15 protein-coding genes and 1 other annotated feature are annotated in these 16642 nt (G+C 29.6%); of the genes, 1 reads left to right on the forward strand and 14 read right to left on the reverse strand.

The features are described 5' to 3' along the window. The first annotated feature begins 126 nt into the window (after nt 1-126). On the forward strand, nt 127-330 hold the full coding sequence (locus FQB35_RS08115; RefSeq protein ID WP_148809497.1) for a hypothetical protein: 204 nt from the start codon (nt 127-129) through the stop codon (nt 328-330). 49 nt (nt 331-379) lie between these two features. On the opposite strand, the gene rpoD is transcribed toward FQB35_RS08115, so the two are convergent. From rpoD to FQB35_RS08185, 14 genes are all read right to left on the reverse strand, one after another. Then, nucleotides 380-1468, reverse strand: coding sequence for an RNA polymerase sigma factor RpoD (rpoD, locus tag FQB35_RS08120; protein WP_148809498.1), 1089 nt, complete (start codon nt 1466-1468; stop codon nt 380-382). A 26-nt stretch (nt 1469-1494) separates the two neighbouring features. Next, nucleotides 1495-3345: a DNA primase gene (dnaG, locus tag FQB35_RS08125; protein ID WP_148809499.1), complete on the reverse strand. Its 1851-nt coding sequence runs from the start codon at nt 3343-3345 to the stop codon at nt 1495-1497. A gap of 80 nt (nt 3346-3425) precedes the next feature. Further along, on the reverse strand, nt 3426-3881 hold the full coding sequence (locus tag FQB35_RS08130) for a YaiI/YqxD family protein (RefSeq protein ID WP_148809500.1): 456 nt from the start codon (nt 3879-3881) through the stop codon (nt 3426-3428). Between the two features lie 102 nt (nt 3882-3983). Then, nucleotides 3984-4985: a deoxyguanosinetriphosphate triphosphohydrolase gene (locus FQB35_RS08135; RefSeq protein WP_148809501.1), complete on the reverse strand. Its 1002-nt coding sequence runs from the start codon at nt 4983-4985 to the stop codon at nt 3984-3986. Between the two features lie 110 nt (nt 4986-5095). After that, the gene (ppdK, locus tag FQB35_RS08140; protein WP_148809502.1) at nt 5096-7717 is read right to left on the reverse strand and encodes a pyruvate, phosphate dikinase; all 2622 of its coding nucleotides are present in this window, start codon (nt 7715-7717) and stop codon (nt 5096-5098) included. Between the two features lie 34 nt (nt 7718-7751). Continuing rightward, nucleotides 7752-8573, reverse strand: coding sequence for a pyruvate, water dikinase regulatory protein (locus FQB35_RS08145; RefSeq protein ID WP_148809503.1), 822 nt, complete (start codon nt 8571-8573; stop codon nt 7752-7754). 21 nt (nt 8574-8594) lie between these two features. Beyond that, entirely contained in the window at nt 8595-9233 is a 639-nt protein-coding gene (locus FQB35_RS08150) for a helix-turn-helix transcriptional regulator (RefSeq protein ID WP_148809504.1), read from the reverse strand. Nucleotides 9234-9471: 238 nt separating this feature from the next. Then, complete coding sequence (locus tag FQB35_RS08155; RefSeq protein WP_148809505.1) at nt 9472-10863, reverse strand: glycine--tRNA ligase; 1392 nt, start codon at nt 10861-10863, stop codon at nt 9472-9474. A gap of 53 nt (nt 10864-10916) precedes the next feature. Beyond that, nucleotides 10917-11088 (reverse strand) — a binding site (T-box leader). Between the two features lie 53 nt (nt 11089-11141). Continuing rightward, on the reverse strand, nt 11142-11681 hold the full coding sequence (locus FQB35_RS08160; RefSeq protein ID WP_148809506.1) for a DUF4342 domain-containing protein: 540 nt from the start codon (nt 11679-11681) through the stop codon (nt 11142-11144). Nucleotides 11682-11709: 28 nt separating this feature from the next. Beyond that, nucleotides 11710-12450: a DNA repair protein RecO gene (recO, locus tag FQB35_RS08165; RefSeq protein ID WP_148809507.1), complete on the reverse strand. Its 741-nt coding sequence runs from the start codon at nt 12448-12450 to the stop codon at nt 11710-11712. A gap of 231 nt (nt 12451-12681) precedes the next feature. Further along, nucleotides 12682-13572 carry a GTPase Era gene (era, locus tag FQB35_RS08170; protein WP_148809508.1) on the reverse strand — a complete coding sequence of 297 codons (891 nt, stop codon included), beginning with the start codon at nt 13570-13572 and terminating at the stop codon, nt 12682-12684. A gap of 48 nt (nt 13573-13620) precedes the next feature. Further along, nucleotides 13621-14703 carry a DUF3048 domain-containing protein gene (locus tag FQB35_RS08175; protein WP_148809509.1) on the reverse strand — a complete coding sequence of 361 codons (1083 nt, stop codon included), beginning with the start codon at nt 14701-14703 and terminating at the stop codon, nt 13621-13623. Nucleotides 14704-14725: 22 nt separating this feature from the next. Beyond that, the gene (locus tag FQB35_RS08180; protein WP_148809510.1) at nt 14726-15316 is read right to left on the reverse strand and encodes a DUF502 domain-containing protein; all 591 of its coding nucleotides are present in this window, start codon (nt 15314-15316) and stop codon (nt 14726-14728) included. Nucleotides 15317-15335: 19 nt separating this feature from the next. Beyond that, the gene (locus FQB35_RS08185; RefSeq protein WP_231701762.1) at nt 15336-16604 is read right to left on the reverse strand and encodes a hemolysin family protein; all 1269 of its coding nucleotides are present in this window, start codon (nt 16602-16604) and stop codon (nt 15336-15338) included. Nucleotides 16605-16642 lie beyond the last annotated feature (38 nt).

The following is a 16642-nucleotide window of genomic DNA, read 5'->3' on the forward strand; positions in this document are numbered from 1 at the left end:
CTACTTAATACTATGTAGTATGGCTTTATCGTATTTATCATTATCTCCTTTTTAAAATAAGATAACCAAAAGTTTACTACATATTTTTTTTCATTCATACAAAACTAAAATTAAGGAGGTATTTTTATGAATGAAAAAAAAATTAAAAACAACAGCCATAATACTCCTATTGAAAAATTAGTTCATTTTAAATGGGGTGGCACCACTTCTCAGTGGGAAGAAGAAGCTACCCAAATAATGAACTATTTACAAGACCAATTAGATGAAAAAGAAACAAAAGAAGAAAAGGAAAGAAAAATACAATATGGAAACAAGAAACAAAGATGGTAAATATTATATTTTTTTCTGCAATTATAAAGATTCGCATACATGCGAATCTTTATTCTAAATAATCTTTTAATTTTTTACTTCTACTAGGATGTCTAAGCTTTCTTAAAGCTTTCGCTTCTATCTGTCTTATTCTTTCTCTAGTTACATCAAATTTCTTTCCAACTTCTTCCAGTGTCCTTGCCCTACCATCATCTAAACCAAATCTTAATCTAAGTACCTTTTGCTCTCTTGGTGTTAATGTATCTAAAACTTCAACTAACTGTTCTTTAAGCATTGAAAAAGCAGCAGCTTCAGCAGGTGCTGGTGCATCCTCATCTGGAATAAAATCTCCAAGATGACTATCTTCCTCTTCTCCAATAGGGGTCTCTAAAGATACTGGTTCTTGAGCAATTTTTAATATATCTCTTACTTTCTCTTCAGGAAGATCCATCTCTTTTGCAATCTCATCAGGCTTAGGTTCTCGTCCTAATTCTTGAAGCAATTGTCTCGATACCCTTATTAACTTATTAATTGTTTCTACCATATGCACTGGAATTCTTATAGTTCTTGCCTGATCTGCTATAGCTCTTGTAATTGCTTGCCTTATCCACCAGGTAGCATAAGTACTAAACTTATATCCTTTTCGCCAATCAAATTTTTCAACAGCTTTAATTAGACCTAGATTCCCTTCTTGAATTAAGTCTAAAAACAACATGCCTCTTCCAACATATCTCTTTGCAATACTTACAACAAGTCTTAAATTTGCCTCACATAATCGTCTCTTAGCTTCTTCGTCTCCATTTTCCATTCTTTTCGCTAATTCTATCTCTTCTGTAGCTGAAAGTAATGGTACTTTTCCAATTTCCTTAAGATACATTCTAACTGGATCATCTATATTAATCCCTTTTGGGATTGAAAGATCTAAATCTATAACCTCTTCAGTTTCTGGTATATCTTCAATAGGTTCTTCTTTTTCACCTACAATATCGATTCCCATTGCAGCTAAATTATCATAAACTTCCTCAATCTGCTCCTTATCTAGATCTATCTCTTCTAAGGTATCCATAATCTCATTGTACGTTAACATACCTCTTTTTTTACCTTTTTCAATAAGGTTCTTTACCGACTGGACTTTTTTATTTTGACTTTTCTTGCTCATTTAAACTCCCCTCCTTTCTAGAAGTGTTACATTTTTTTTAGTTCTTTTAGTAACTTCTCGTAATTTATACATAACTCTCTTATCCTCACTATCTGCTCTTCAGTTTTATTTTCTAATTTTTCCAATTTTTCTAATTCATCTTCTATATCTATTTTCATTTTCATTAATTTATGCTTTTGCATACTATTTATATAATCAATTAGAGCCTTGTCAATATTTTCTCTAGGCACAATACTATGCTTAATTTTGTGTAATATTGAAATTTCATCTATACTCAATTGATTTAAAAGTTCTTTTATATCAACAAAATCATTTTCTTCATATAACTCGTAAACAAATTTTGCTATTTTACTATTTGTTTTATCTATAAAATCTTTATAAGTAATAGTTGTTTTTATTTTATTGAAAATTTCCTTATTTGTTATAATTAATTTTAATAAACATCTTTCTGCTTCCAAATACCCAATTTTTTCAGTTGGTTTTAAAGGTTGTATGTTATATTTATTAGTATACCTATCATGTTTACTTCTATACTTACTCGTATTAAGTATAGACTTTTTTTCAATATTTCTTTTATTATACATATTATTTCCATAAATTTCCGACTTTATAGCTTCAATGGAAATTTGTGATTCTGATGCAATTTTTTTTATATAAGCATCTACTTCTACAGGACTTTTTAACTCTTTTAATATTTTCGTAATAGACTTTACAAATTTAACTCTGCCTTCAATCGTTTTTAAGTCATTTTCTTTTTTTGATAACATAATTTTATAATCAATTAAAGACAATGCATTATCTACTTCTTTTAGAAAAGCATCTTTTCCTTTTTTTATAACAAACTCATCCGGATCTTTTCCTTCTGATAAGCATACAACCTTCACTTGACATCCTGCTTCTCTTAAAATATCAAGACCCCTTAATGTAGCTGCTTGTCCTGCTGTATCTGAATCATATGCAATAACAATTTCATCAGCATACCTTTTTAACAAATTTGCTTGATTCTTTGTAAGAGCTGTTCCTAATGATGCTGTAACATTTTTTATACCATTTTGATAAAGTGAAATTACATCCATATAACCTTCTACCACAATTATTTGCTTTTTATTGCTTACTTCATTTTTTGCAAGATTTAACCCAAATAAATTATTTCCTTTATTAAAAATAGGAGTTTCAGGAGAGTTTATATACTTCGGATTATTATCTCCTATGATCCTTCCTCCAAAACCAATAACCTTCCCTGTAGTATTTATTATAGGAAACATAACTCTATTCCTAAATCTATCATAATACCCGTCCTTGTTTTTTCGTTCTGAGACTAGGCCTGCTCTATATATTAGCTTTTGATCATATCCTTTACTTAATAGATAACTATTTAAGCTTTCCCAATGATCTTTAGCATATCCTAATCCAAATTTCTTTATAGTCTGGATAGTTAATCCTCTTTTCAACAGATACTTTAGACCATTATTTTCTTTTTTTAACAAATTTCTATAATAAAACAAAGCTGCTTCCCTATTTATTCCATATAATTTATTTTTTCGATATATTTCTTCATTTTCCTGCTTGGACGTAGAAATTTCATCATAATTTATTCCAACCCACTCAGCCATCAAACGAACAGCATCAATAAAATCTAAATTTTCAATCTTCATTACAAAATTGATTACGTCTCCTGATTCTCCACATCCAAAACAATGATACAATTGCTTCTCATTTGATACCATAAAAGAAGGAGTCTTTTCATTGTGAAAAGGGCATAACCCCTTATAATTGTGCCCACTTTTTTTTAATTGCACATATTTTGAAATGATATCTACAATATCATTTTGTGTCTTTATTTTCTCAATTAATTCTTCGTTAAAATGAATACTCATATCACTCACCTATACAATCTTTTATTATTGTTTCTCCATATTTATTAAATTTCCTCCTTTGTGTAAAATTTAATCATAAACTATATATTAGAATTATATAGGGACTGCTTAATTACTTTGTTCAAACTCTTCACAAATTGAATCTCATCCTTTTTGCTATGTTTAGAAAACCCCTTAATCTTACCTCCTTTTCTTCTTATTTTCATGTTCATATATCTTCTAAACATAAGGTTATCTATATTGTCTAAAGTATAAATAAGTCCTCGATTAGATAAACAAAAAACTTTTTTCATTAACAACACGGATGCTAGTCCATAATCATCAGATACAACAATATCATTTTTTTTAGCCATATTTATTATAGCCATATCTACTGCTTGACTTATATTATCTACAACTATATATTTAATCCCCGACTCTTGTTTTGGTATATGACATATACTTACTACAATCACAACTTTGATATTATATTTTGATGCATGATCAACAATTAATCCTTTTACAGAACAAGCATCACCATCTACATATATTGTCATTTATATACCACCTTTTTTACCCATGAAACACAATATTCGACATAAGAACCTTTAATCCTCCTTTAATTATCACAAAACTAAAATACATAATTTTCAGAACTATCATTTCCATACATGTGGTACATAAATTTCTAGATATTTATTAATTAGATATCTATCAGTCATCCCTGCTATATAATCCTTTACAACTTCTTCTAAGCCGAATTCTTCTATTTTCATCATCTCATAAGGTATTTTTTCTTTATTTTTTATAAAAAAATAATAAAGTTGTTCTATTATATATTGTGCCTTTTCTTCTTCCTTTTTAGCCTTTTTGTTTACATATACATTTTCAAACATGAATTTTCTTAATTTATTTGTAAAAAAACTTTTTTCTTCGCTCATTTGAATCTCTTTTTTTTCATAGCTATTTTTTATCACATCTGTAACCATTGTATTAATTCTTTCACTATATGTGTTCCCTAATATTTTTAAACAATCTTTTGGTAAATCATTATAACTCAAAATGTTTGCTCTTATTGCATCATCAATATCATGATTAATATATGCAATTCTATCACTAAGTTTTACAATTTGTCCCTCTAAGGTAGACGGTTTATTTCTTCCCGTATGATTAACAATACCATCTCTTACTTCAAATGTTAAATTTAATCCAATTCCAACTTTACCTTTTTCAAGATATTTTACCACTCTTAAGCTTTGCTCATTATGCTTAAAACCATTTGCATGGATTTTATTTAGTATCTTTTCTCCACTATGTCCAAATGGGGTATGCCCAAGATCATGACCTAGAGCAATAGCTTCTGTTAAATCCTCATTTAGTAGCAGGCTTCTAGCTATGGTTCGAGAAATCTGTGAAACTTCTAAAGTATGTGTAAGTCTCGTTCTATAATGATCTCCTTCTGGAAAAAGAAACACCTGTGTTTTATGCTTGAGTCTTCTGAAGGCTTTAGAATGCAAAATTCTATCTCTATCTCTTTGATATTCTGTTCGAATCGCACATTTTTCTTCATGTACTTCTCTTCCTTTTGTTTGAATTGACTTTGCAGCATAAGGTGAAAGTCTTTCTACTTCATTTTTCTCAGTTATTTCTCTAAATACCATTTTATACCCCTCTTTTTATAAAATAAGCTATTTAATAATTATATATACCACACCATTTATTTTATTCCTCTATTCGAATATAAAAAAAGGCGTGGAATATCCACACCTTTTTATTTATTTTGTATAGCACAACGTGCTGCTGCTAATCTTGCTATAGGTACTCTATATGGAGAACAAGAAACATAATTCAAACCAATTTTGTGGCAGAAATTAATTGATTCTGGGTCTCCTCCATGCTCCCCACAAATTCCTAACTTAATATCCGGTCTTGATTTTTTTCCTAAATCAACAGCAATTTCCATTAATTTCCCAACCCCTATTTGATCTAATCTTTGGAAAGGATCTTTTTCGAATATTTCTTTCTTCCTGTATTCACCAATAAATTTTCCAGCATCATCCCTTGAAAAAGCATAGGTCATTTGTGTCAAGTCATTTGTTCCAAAAGAAAAGAATTCTGCATGTCTTGCTATAGCATCAGCCGTTAATGCTGCTCTTGGTACTTCTATCATTGTACCAATTTTATATTCAATTTTTATTTCACTCTCATTTATAATTTCATTTGCAGTATTTGTAATAAGTTCTTTTAAAATCTTTAACTCTTTTTCATGTCCAATAAGCGGCACCATAATTTCTGGTTTAATATCTATATTTTTCTCTTTCTTCACTTCGATTGCAGCCATTATAATAGCTTTTACTTGCATTTTATATATTTCTGGATAAGTAATTGCTAATCTACATCCTCTATGCCCAAGCATTGGATTAAATTCTTTTAATTCTTCAACTGTATCTTTTAAAACCTTATATTCTACACCTATTTGTTCTGATAATGTCTTAATATCTTCATCATTATGTGGTAAAAATTCATGTAAAGGTGGATCTAGTAGTCTCACAGTTACAGGTCTTTCTCCCATTGCTTCAAATATTCCTATAAAATCTTTCTTTTGAAATGGTAGTAATTTATCTAGTGCAGTCATTCTTTCTTCTAAACTTTTCGCTATAATCATTTGCCTTACAACAGGAATTCTTTCTTCATCAAAAAACATATGCTCCGTTCTACAAAGACCAATTCCTTCTGCTCCAAACTTTACAGCAGTATATGCATCTTTTGGTGTATCTGCATTTGCTCTAATCTTTAGTGTTCTAATCTCATCTGCCCAATTCATTAATTTTCCAAAGTTACCTGTTAATTCAGGCTCTTTTGTTGGAATACTTCCAGCATAGACACTACCTGTATTTCCATCTAAAGAAATATAATCTCCTTCTTTAAAGATTTTATTATCTATTTTAAAAACTTTATTTATTTCATCAACTTTTATTTCTCCACATCCTGCTACACAGCACTTTCCCATTCCTCTTGCAACAACTGCAGCGTGAGAAGTCATACCTCCTCTTGCTGTAAGAATTCCTTGTGCTGCAACCATTCCTTCAATATCTTCAGGAGAAGTTTCTAATCTTACTAATATAGCTTTTTCTCCTTCACTAGCTGCTTTTACTACATCATTCGCACTAAAATATATTCTACCTGTTGCTGCACCTGGTGAAGCAGGTAAGCCTTGTGTAATTTTTTCTGCTACTTTAATTGCTGCCTCTTCAAATGTAGGATGTAGCAACTGATCTAATTGAGTTGGTTCTACTCTCATTATTGCTGTTTCTTTATCAATAATTCCTTCTTTTACCATATCAACAGCTATATTAATAGCTGCAGATGCTGTTCTTTTTCCAGTTCTTGTTTGTAAAAGATATAAATTTCCTTTTTCTATTGTAAACTCAATATCTTGCATATCTTTATAATGATTTTCTAATAGGTTAGCCACATTCACAAATTGTTCATATACTTTAGCCATAGTATTTTTTAACTGAGCAATAGGTTTAGGAGTTCTAATGCCTGCTACAACATCTTCTCCTTGTGCGTTCATTAAGAATTCACCAAACAATTTTTTCTCTCCAGTAGCTGGATTTCTTGTAAATGCTACCCCTGTTCCAGATGTTTCTCCCATGTTTCCAAAAACCATAGATTGCACATTTACTGCTGTTCCTAAGTGGCTTGGGATATCATTAAGTTGTCTATAAACAATAGCTCTAGAATTATTCCATGAATCAAACACAGCTCGAACTGCCATTAATAATTGCTCTTTTGGCTCTTGTGGAAAATCTTTTCTTGTTTCTTTTTTAACAAGATTTTTATACGCTTTAATAATACTTTTTAGGTTATTTACTGTTAAATCAGTATCTAGTTCAATTTTATTCGTTTCTTTTTCTTTTTCTAAAATATGGTCAAATTTATACTTTGGAATACTTAAAACTACATCACTAAACATTTGAATAAATCTTCTATAACTATCATAAGCAAATCTTTCATTTCTAGTTACTAATGCTAGCCCCATTACAGATTGATCATTTAATCCTAAATTTAAAATTGTATCCATCATTCCTGGCATAGAAATAACCGCACCTGATCTTACTGATACTAATAATGGATTTTTCGTATCTCCAAACTTTTTGTGAATCTTTTCTTCTAAAATATACAAATGCTCAAAAATTTGATTCACTACAGTTTCAGCAATTTTTTTCCCATCTTCATAATATTTATTACAAGCTTCTGTTGTAATAGTAAATCCCGGCGGAACAGGTAACCCAATTTTAGTCATTTCTGCTAAATTTGCACCCTTGCCCCCTAATAAAGATTTCATTTCCTTATTCCCTTCATGAAATGCATATACATATTTTTTCATGCCCCCAAACTCCTTTCATAAAAGCATAATTATTTTATGTTAACACCTGAGTGTTTTGTTTTATAATTTCTAAAATTATACTTGCACTCTCTTCTATAGCTTTACTTGATACATCAATAATTGGACATCCAAGTCTTTTCATAATCCCTTCAGCATAATCTAATTCAGAAAGTATTCTATCCATACTTGCATAATTTGCTTCATTCTTTAATCCAAGAGCTTTTAATCTTTCTTGTCTTATTTCATTTAGCTTAATAGGATTTGTAGTTAATCCTATTATTTTTTGAGGAGCAATTTTAAATAACTCTTCTGGTACAGGTACTTCTGGTACTAATGGTACATTTGCCACTTTTATATTTTTATGTGCAAGATACATACTAAGTGGTGTTTTCGAAGTTCTAGAAATACCTATTAATACAATATCTGCTTTTTTTAACCCTCTAGGATCTTTTCCATCATCATATTTTACTGCAAACTCAATGGCTTCGATTTTTTTAAAGTATTTTTCATCTAGTTTTCTTATTAATCCAGGTTCATTTTTAGGTTTATCTCCTAAAACTTTTTCTAGAGATTTTATGATCGGTGTCATAATATCTATAGCTAAAATATTATGCTTTTGTGCTGCTTCTCTTAATTTTTTTCTTAATGAAGGGATTACCATTGTAAATACAATCATAGAATTTTCATTTTTTGCTTCATTTATAATTTCAATAATTTGTTCTTCTTCTGATATGTATGGAAATCTTCTTATTTCGCAATCTTTACATACAAATTGACTTATAGCTGCTTTTACTACTTGTTCTCCTGTTTCTCCTATAGAATCAGAAATTACATATACAACTAGTCTGCGATTCATCCTTATGCGCCCCCTTTTCCATTATTGCCTTCCAAGTTCAACTAACAATTTCGTTATATTTGTCTTGGATACTTTTCCTACTACTTTATAATATTCTCTTCCTTCTGTTTCAACCTTTTCTACTACTGGAAGACTGTCTACTTCATGTTCAATGATTTTAATCGCAGCTTCTAGCACAGTTTCATCTGAATACGTCATAACAATATTTGGCATTCTGGTCATAATTAAACCTACTGGTACTTTATTTATATCTGTTCCTCCCATAATATTTCTTAGAAAATCTTTTCTAGATACAACACCTGCGAGATAACCATTAGATACGATAAACATTGTTCCAACATCTTCAAGAAATAATGTTACAATTGCATCGTAAAGAGTAGTTTGTTCTTCAACTACAACAGGTATACCTTTTATATCCTTAACTTTTATACTATGAATCCGCTCAGAAATTAGATTAACAGGTTTATTTCCAGAATAAAGATACCCAACCTTTGGTCTTGCATCTAAAACACCTGTCATTGTAAGTATTGCTAAATCAGGCCTTAGTGTAGCCCTAGTAACTTTCAGTATTTTTGCAATTTGCTCACTTGTTATTGGTTCATGTTCCTTTACAATATCAATAATTTTTTGTTGTCTTTCTGTAAATTCTATAGTTATCACCTCTTTTATAGAAATTAATATGTTATACTATTTATATATTATGTTATATTATATAATACATTGTAACAAAGATTGAATAATTTTACTATAATTTTTTCATTTTTTTTGTAAAAAATTTTATACACCTATCATCAATTGATAAATATTTTTAATGCTTAAATAAACATATATAAAAAACAATAGAGGAAAAATCTTATTTTCTCCTCTATTGTCTCCTTCAAACAAATTCATTATACGATTAAAAATCGATTCTTTCTTCAATATATCTTTCTAAATCTTCAATCTTTACTCTTTCCTGCTGCATTGTATCTCTATATCTTATAGTAACAGTATTATCTTCTAAAGTATCAAAATCATAAGTTATACAAAATGGTGTACCAATTTCATCTTGTCTTCTATAACGCTTCCCTATGCTACCAGAAACATCATAATCAACCATGAATTTCTTAGATAATCTTGCATATAATTTTTCAGCACCTTCACTTAATTTCTTTGTTAAAGGTAATATACAAGCTTTATATGGTGATAATGCTGGATGAAGTTTTAGAACAGTTCTACTGCTACCATCTTCTAGTGTTTCTTCTTCATAAGCATCTACTAAGAAAGCTAATGTTACTCTGTCTACTCCAAGAGATGGTTCTATACAGTATGGTATATACTTTTCATTTGTTACTGGATCTTGATAGCTTAAATCAACTCCAGAATGTTCTTTATGCTGTTTTAAGTCAAAATCAGTTCTGTCTGCTATTCCCCAAAGCTCACCCCAACCAAATGGGAACTTATATTCAATATCTGTTGTAGCATTACTATAGTGAGATAGTTCTTCTTTTTCGTGATCTCTTAATTTTATGTTCTCAGGTTTCATATTTAAATCTAACAGCCATTTTTTACAAAAATCCTTCCAATAATTAAACCATTCTAAATCTTCTCCAGGTTTACAGAAAAACTCGAGCTCCATTTGTTCAAACTCACGCGTTCTGAAAGTAAAGTTTCCAGGTGTTATCTCATTTCTAAAAGATTTTCCAATTTGTCCTATACCAAAAGGAATCTTTTTTCTTGAAGTTCTTGCTACATTTTTAAAATTTACAAAAATTCCTTGTGCTGTTTCTGGTCTTAAATATATTTCTGCTTTTGAATCTTCTGTTACTCCTTGGTAAGTTTTAAACATAAGATTAAATTGTCTAATATTGGTATAGTCTACAACCCCACATTCAGGGCATTTTATATTTTTTTCATTAATAAAATTCTCCATTTTCTCATTAGACCAACCATCTACTGTTATTTCCATTCCTTCATTTTCTTTTAGATAATCTTCAATTAGTTTATCTGCTCTAAATCTTGCTTTACATTGTTTACAATCTAATAATGGATCATTAAATCCTCCAACATGTCCAGAAGCTACCCATGTTTGTGGATTCATTAAAATTGCTGAATCTAATCCTACATTGTAAGGACATTCTTGAATAAATTTCTTCCACCAAGCTTTTTTTACATTATTCTTAAGTTCTACTCCTAAAGGCCCATAATCCCAAGTATTTGCTAATCCTCCATAAATTTCTGATCCAGGAAATATAAATCCTCTTCCTTTGGCCAAAGCTACGATTTTATCCATTGTCTTTTCTGTAGTCATTTTCAGTCCTCCTCTTTATCTATTATAAAAATATAAAGCCTTTCGTCCCTAACACAAGGGACGAAAGGCTTTCCTTCCGCGGTTCCACCCTAGTTGGTACAAAAGTACCCACTTTCAATAGTACGCTCTAGAGTGCCTTTCACCAAAGTATTATATCGGATTCCCAGCAACACCGACTCTCTTTAATAATTTTCTTTGATTACTCTTCTCTTTCATCGCGATCATCTATATTTTTTTATGATTCTACCATATTGTTCTAATAATGTAAAGATTAAATTTTATTCTTCTTCATCTTTCCTTAGATCTACTTTTTCATCTTCTTTATCTATATTGGCCTTGCTTTTATATCCATTTACTTTTAATTTTACATTGTCCAAAGTATCTCCTGCTGCATTTTTCATATTTTCTAAAGCTTCTTCTGCCATTCCATTTATATCAACAATCTCTCCATCAGTTTTTACGATTTCAATTCTACACTTTGTAACTAAAGCAGCTAAAACACCAACCATAGCAGCTGGTGGAGATAAAACTGCACCTAAAGCTCCAGCAGTTACTGGTATGTTCATAATTACTTCTCCATCTCTTTTTAAAACAATTTTTGTAACGTTTCCTTTTTTAACTATATCTCTTAATCTATCTAATACTTCATTACCCATGCCTGAAATATTGTCAGTCCATTTCATATTTTGTTTTTCTTCAATATAAATAATCGCATCAATTACATTTCCATTCGTAGATTCTAATGCTTCTTTTGCTTCCTTATAACTTACACCTGTTCTATCTCTTACTTGATCCACTTTTTCTAAAGAAATTTCCATATTAACACCACCTTAACGTTTTTTATTGTTATAATGATTCTAACAATTCTAGACTCTTAAATTTATCTTTATCTACATGTGTATGTATATATTGTTTCACAATTTTATTTAATTCTTTCAAAATATTTGGCTTAATTTTTAATCTTGATATTTGCGTTAAATCTGTATCCATTAAATACTTCATAACGTTTATGGTAACGTTTGAAATCTGCAACGCATAAGGATCTATTCCAAAGCAATCCTTACATAATAAGCCACCCTCCCTTGAACTAAATTTAAACTTTCCAGTATTTAAATTTGCACAATGAACACATATATCTATTTCAGGTTTATATCCAGCATACATCAAAAGCTTTAACTCATATGCTTTTATTATAGTATCATATTCTTTATCCATATTAGAAATAATACTTAAACACTTTATCAACGTATGAAACAAACGATTGTTTGTCTGCCCTTCTGTAATAATGCTTTCTGTTAATTCTAATATATATGAAGCATAGGTCAGTTTTATAACATTTTCTCTTAATTTATAAAAGGAATGCTTCAAGTCTACCTGAGAAATTTGGTATAAATCTCTTCCTTTAAACAATACAAACTCACCATAACAAAATGGTTGTGTACCAACTGAATATTTTCCTCTAGGTCTTTTAGATCCTTTCGCTACTGCTTGTATTTTTCCAACTTTCTTTGCGAATAATGTAACAATGGCATCACTTTCCCCAAATTTTCTTTGCTTTAAGACCACTGCATTAGTCTTTAAAAGCATTTTATCACCTCAAAATAGTGTTTTTCTACATTGTCATTTTCCTTTTTTTATCTGTTTCTACCATTATTTTAAGATTTTTATAATATAAATAAATATTTATATCTCCAGTAATAAAAAACAAATTCCACAATATTTTTTCTAACACCCTATTATCACCTCTCTAAAATCATTTCATATATTATTGTTTTCTCTAATAGGGTGTTTGTATACATTGTAAATTTTGTTATTATTTTATAACTTATATCCTAAAGTATTTAATATATTTTCTTGATCTCTCCAGTCTTCTTTTACCTTAACCCATAATTCTAAGAAAACTTTTGAACCTAAAAGATTTTCTATATCTTGTCTTGCACTTTTTCCTACTCCTTTTAACTTTCTTCCATTTTTCCCTATAATAATTCCCTTATGAGATTTCTTTTCACAATATATAGTTGCACTAATATCAACAATATCTTTTTCTTTTCTTTTTTTCATACTTAAAACCTCTACAGCCACACCATGCGGTACCTCTTCATGCAAATAATGCAACAGTTTCTCACGAATAATCTCACTAACAATAACCTTTTCTGGTTGATCAGTAATCATATCTGCTGGAAAGTATTGTGGTCCCTCTGGAAGCAACTCTACAATTTTTTCTATAAGCTTTTGAACGTTTTTATTTTCAAGTGCAGATATAGCTACAATATCATGCAATATTTCATGCTGATTGTACATATTATATATTTTCTCAAATTTTTCTGGAGGAATTTTATCCATCTTATTAATAACAAGAATAATTGGTGTTTTAATATTTTTGAGTATTTCTAGAATATATTTATCCCCTGGTCCCATATCAGCTGTATCATCTACTACTAGTAAAATAACATCTACTTCATTTAATGTTTGCTGGGCAGATTTTAGCATATATTCACCCAACTTATTTTTTGGCTTATGCATACCAGGAGTATCTAAAAAAATAATCTGGAAGTCTTCTTCCGTATAAATAGTTTGTATTTTGTTTCTAGTTGTCTGTGGCTTATCAGACATAATTGCTATTTTTTCTCCAATAATTTGATTCATAAGTGTTGATTTTCCTACATTAGGTCTTCCAATGATTGTTACAAATCCTGATTTAAATTTCATCTATTAACCTTCTTTCTATATTTTATTAAAATATTAAACTTCCCTTATTTACTCCATTATTAATTCGAAATTTGATGGAATTACCTCTATCCAAGTAACTCCTGGATTTAATCTTATCTCTTCTCCATCCTCATAGAAAAATTTTGTAATAGCTCTTCTAGATTTTTTCTCCCAAGTTATTTTTCTTATTTCCCCTCCTGTAATAAAAAAACCTTCACCTTTTCCTACCAATGCTATTTCTCTTCTTCCTTCACTATCAATGACTTTTGTTTTTGCTTTTTGAATAATTATATTTTTTGCAGTCAAATGCACTTTTGATACTTCGTCTAGATGTGGCTTGTCATTTATATATCTATAGTATACATTATCTTTTTCTTTATATCGGAAATTAGGTTTATAATTTTTAGAGTATGGAATTTGAATATATGTTAAATGGTTTCCATGTATTGTTTTATCTTCTTTATTAAACAATAAAGTTTGGTAATTTGCACTTTCTTTATAATGACTTTGTTTCGCCGCTTTCCTAACAGCAGCAGCACTAGTATATTCATTATGTGGCCTTGACTTATGATTTTTTCTCCAAAATATATCTTTTCCTCTAGACTGTGCACTAATATCTGCTATTCTTAAATTTTTAATATCTTTTAGCGCCTGTGGACTCCCTCCATCATGCACATACAAAGCATCAAATTCCATTGCTTTGTCAATAAAATAAGGTCTAGCACTTCTTACAGGTCCTATCAACTTTGGCTCATTGATTAAAAATACTGCCATATATCTTGTAATCCAACCTTCTGCTAGAATTTCATAAACAATTTCTGCTTGATCTAATCCAGCTTGTGGTCGAGCTTTTATTTGATTATCAAGCATAACTGCAAAAGGTCTTTTATTTATATTTTCTTTTTGTGTGTAGATCCCACTAATAGGAGATTGTACCCCTTTACTTTTTATCTCTTTTATTTTTGTCTCCTCATTATCTAATATTTCTTTGTTATCATCTTGATTATTCGTAATTATTTTAGATTCTTGTTCTAATACTACAGGCTTTTCTTTTTTAATGCAACCTCCTACAAAGAAAGTAGCCATAAAAATAGTCAATATAAACATTATCAGCTTGCAATTTCTTACCATGTCCCCCTCATCCTTTCATATTTTATTTTTTTCGCTCAGGAAGTAGAATTCCACCAGAAACTACCAGCTTAATAGCTGACTCAACAGATATATCTAATGGTATAATATCTTTCGTAGATACCATTATAAACATGCCTGATGTAGGATTAGGTGTAGTAGGAACAAATATACTTTTCATATTCTCCCCAACCTTTTCTGATACTTCATTTGGTACATCTGCTGTAATAAAACCTATTGTATATATTCCTTTTGATGGATACTGAACAAGTACAGTACTCTTAAAATCTCCCTTTTGTTTCATACAAAAGGCATCTATTAATTTCTTAATAGATAAATATATTGTATTTACTAGAGGAATTCTACTCATAGTTTTCTCAATTAAACAAATTATTTCTTTCCCTAAATAATTCGTTGCAAAAATACCTGTAGCAAAAATAATACTAATAGTTAATATAAATCCTATTCCTATAATACGAAAGCCAATTATTTTTTCTATAGGTACTCGAAATATAGAATCTACTATATTAAAAAGCCACGCAATTAAAGATATTGTTCCTACAATAGGAATTAAAACTAATAATCCGGTTATAAAAATCCTTCTTACCGTTTTCATGGATACATCATTTCCTCCATTACTCTGTTATAATCTTTTGTATTTCTAACTGTTTAATTCTTCTATTTTGTACATTTAAAACTTTAATTTTTAAATCATCTAGTAAAATTTCATCACCTTTAACAGGAATTCTTCCAAGTAAATTAAAAACAAATCCCCCTATAGAATCGTATTTTTCCTCTGGCAAGTTTACAGCTAATACTTCATTAATTTCCTCAATAGATGCTTTTGCATTTACAATTAAAGAATTCTCTCCTGACTGCTCTATCAAATCAATCTCATTATCATATTCATCTAAAATATCGCCAACGATTTCCTCTAAAATATCTTCTATTGTAACGAGTCCTAATGTTCCACCATATTCATCTAAAACAATTGCTATATGTACTTTCTCTTTTTGCATCTCTTTTAATAAATCACTAACTTTTTTACTTTCAGGCACGTAATATGCTTCTCTTATTAATTTTAAAATATCAAATTTTAGCTCATTCTTGTTTTTAGAGTATACTAATAAATCTTTTGCATACAAAATGCCAATAACATTATCTACTGTATCCTTAATAACAGGAATTCTAGAATAACCATAATCTATTACAACATTTAATGCTTCTTCTAAAGTAGTTTCTTCTTCAATATATATCATATCAATTCTAGGTACCATAACTTCTGTTACTTCAATATCTCCTATTTCAAAAATACTATTAATCATTTCTCTTTCATCTCTCTCAATAATCCCTGCTTCTTCCCCTACATCTACTAAAGTCATAATTTCTTCTTCAGAAACCAACACTTTATTTTTTGTCATATCTACACCAAATAATTTTACAATAAAATTTGTAATAACTGTTAATACCTTTAATATTGGATATAGCACAAATGATAAAATTTCTAGTGGTCTTCCTAGCTTTAAAGCCACTCTTTCAGGAAAATAAGAAGAATATGTTTTTGGAGTTATTTCCCCAAAAACTAATATTAATATAGTCATAACAACTGTAACAAACGTAGTTGCATTTTTTCCAGAAATATATTTAAATGTAAGCTCCGTAGCTATGGCTGTCGCAGCAATATTTACAATATTATTTCCAATTAATATAGTCGATAAAATTTTCGGAGTACTATTCATAAGCCTTTCCAAAACTTCTGCATCTTTTGTCCCTTTGTTTTTAAGTTGTTTGATTTTAATGATGTTCATTGAAGTCAAAGCCGTTTCAGCACTAGAAAAAAGTCCTGACAAAATTAGCAATGTGATTAACAAAATCAATTTTATAACTTCATCATATGCAAACAAAATAATTCCTCCCAATACCTTCTAGACTGGCTAAAAGG

The sequence above is a fragment of the Crassaminicella thermophila genome (assembly GCF_008152325.1).
Taxonomy (GTDB): domain Bacteria; phylum Bacillota; class Clostridia; order Peptostreptococcales; family Thermotaleaceae; genus Crassaminicella_A; species Crassaminicella_A thermophila.

What these genes read in the sequence shown, in the direction of transcription:
- FQB35_RS08115 (WP_148809497.1), top strand. Translation starts at nt 127, where the DNA reads ATGAATGAAAAAAAAATTAAAAACAACAGCCATAATACTCCTATTGAA.
- FQB35_RS08175 (WP_148809509.1), bottom strand. Translation starts at nt 14,703, where the DNA reads ATGGTAAGAAATTGCAAGCTGATAATGTTTATATTGACTATTTTTATG.
- recO (WP_148809507.1), bottom strand. Translation starts at nt 12,450, where the DNA reads ATGCTTTTAAAGACTAATGCAGTGGTCTTAAAGCAAAGAAAATTTGGG.
- FQB35_RS08155 (WP_148809505.1), bottom strand. Translation starts at nt 10,863, where the DNA reads ATGACTACAGAAAAGACAATGGATAAAATCGTAGCTTTGGCCAAAGGA.
- FQB35_RS08145 (WP_148809503.1), bottom strand. Translation starts at nt 8,573, where the DNA reads ATGAATCGCAGACTAGTTGTATATGTAATTTCTGATTCTATAGGAGAA.
- FQB35_RS08130 (WP_148809500.1), bottom strand. Translation starts at nt 3,881, where the DNA reads ATGACAATATATGTAGATGGTGATGCTTGTTCTGTAAAAGGATTAATT.
- FQB35_RS08160 (WP_148809506.1), bottom strand. Translation starts at nt 11,681, where the DNA reads ATGGAAATTTCTTTAGAAAAAGTGGATCAAGTAAGAGATAGAACAGGT.
- dnaG (WP_148809499.1), bottom strand. Translation starts at nt 3,345, where the DNA reads ATGAGTATTCATTTTAACGAAGAATTAATTGAGAAAATAAAGACACAA.
- FQB35_RS08135 (WP_148809501.1), bottom strand. Translation starts at nt 4,985, where the DNA reads ATGGTATTTAGAGAAATAACTGAGAAAAATGAAGTAGAAAGACTTTCA.
- era (WP_148809508.1), bottom strand. Translation starts at nt 13,572, where the DNA reads ATGAAATTTAAATCAGGATTTGTAACAATCATTGGAAGACCTAATGTA.
- rpoD (WP_148809498.1), bottom strand. Translation starts at nt 1,468, where the DNA reads ATGAGCAAGAAAAGTCAAAATAAAAAAGTCCAGTCGGTAAAGAACCTT.
- ppdK (WP_148809502.1), bottom strand. Translation starts at nt 7,717, where the DNA reads ATGAAAAAATATGTATATGCATTTCATGAAGGGAATAAGGAAATGAAA.
- FQB35_RS08180 (WP_148809510.1), bottom strand. Translation starts at nt 15,316, where the DNA reads ATGAAAACGGTAAGAAGGATTTTTATAACCGGATTATTAGTTTTAATT.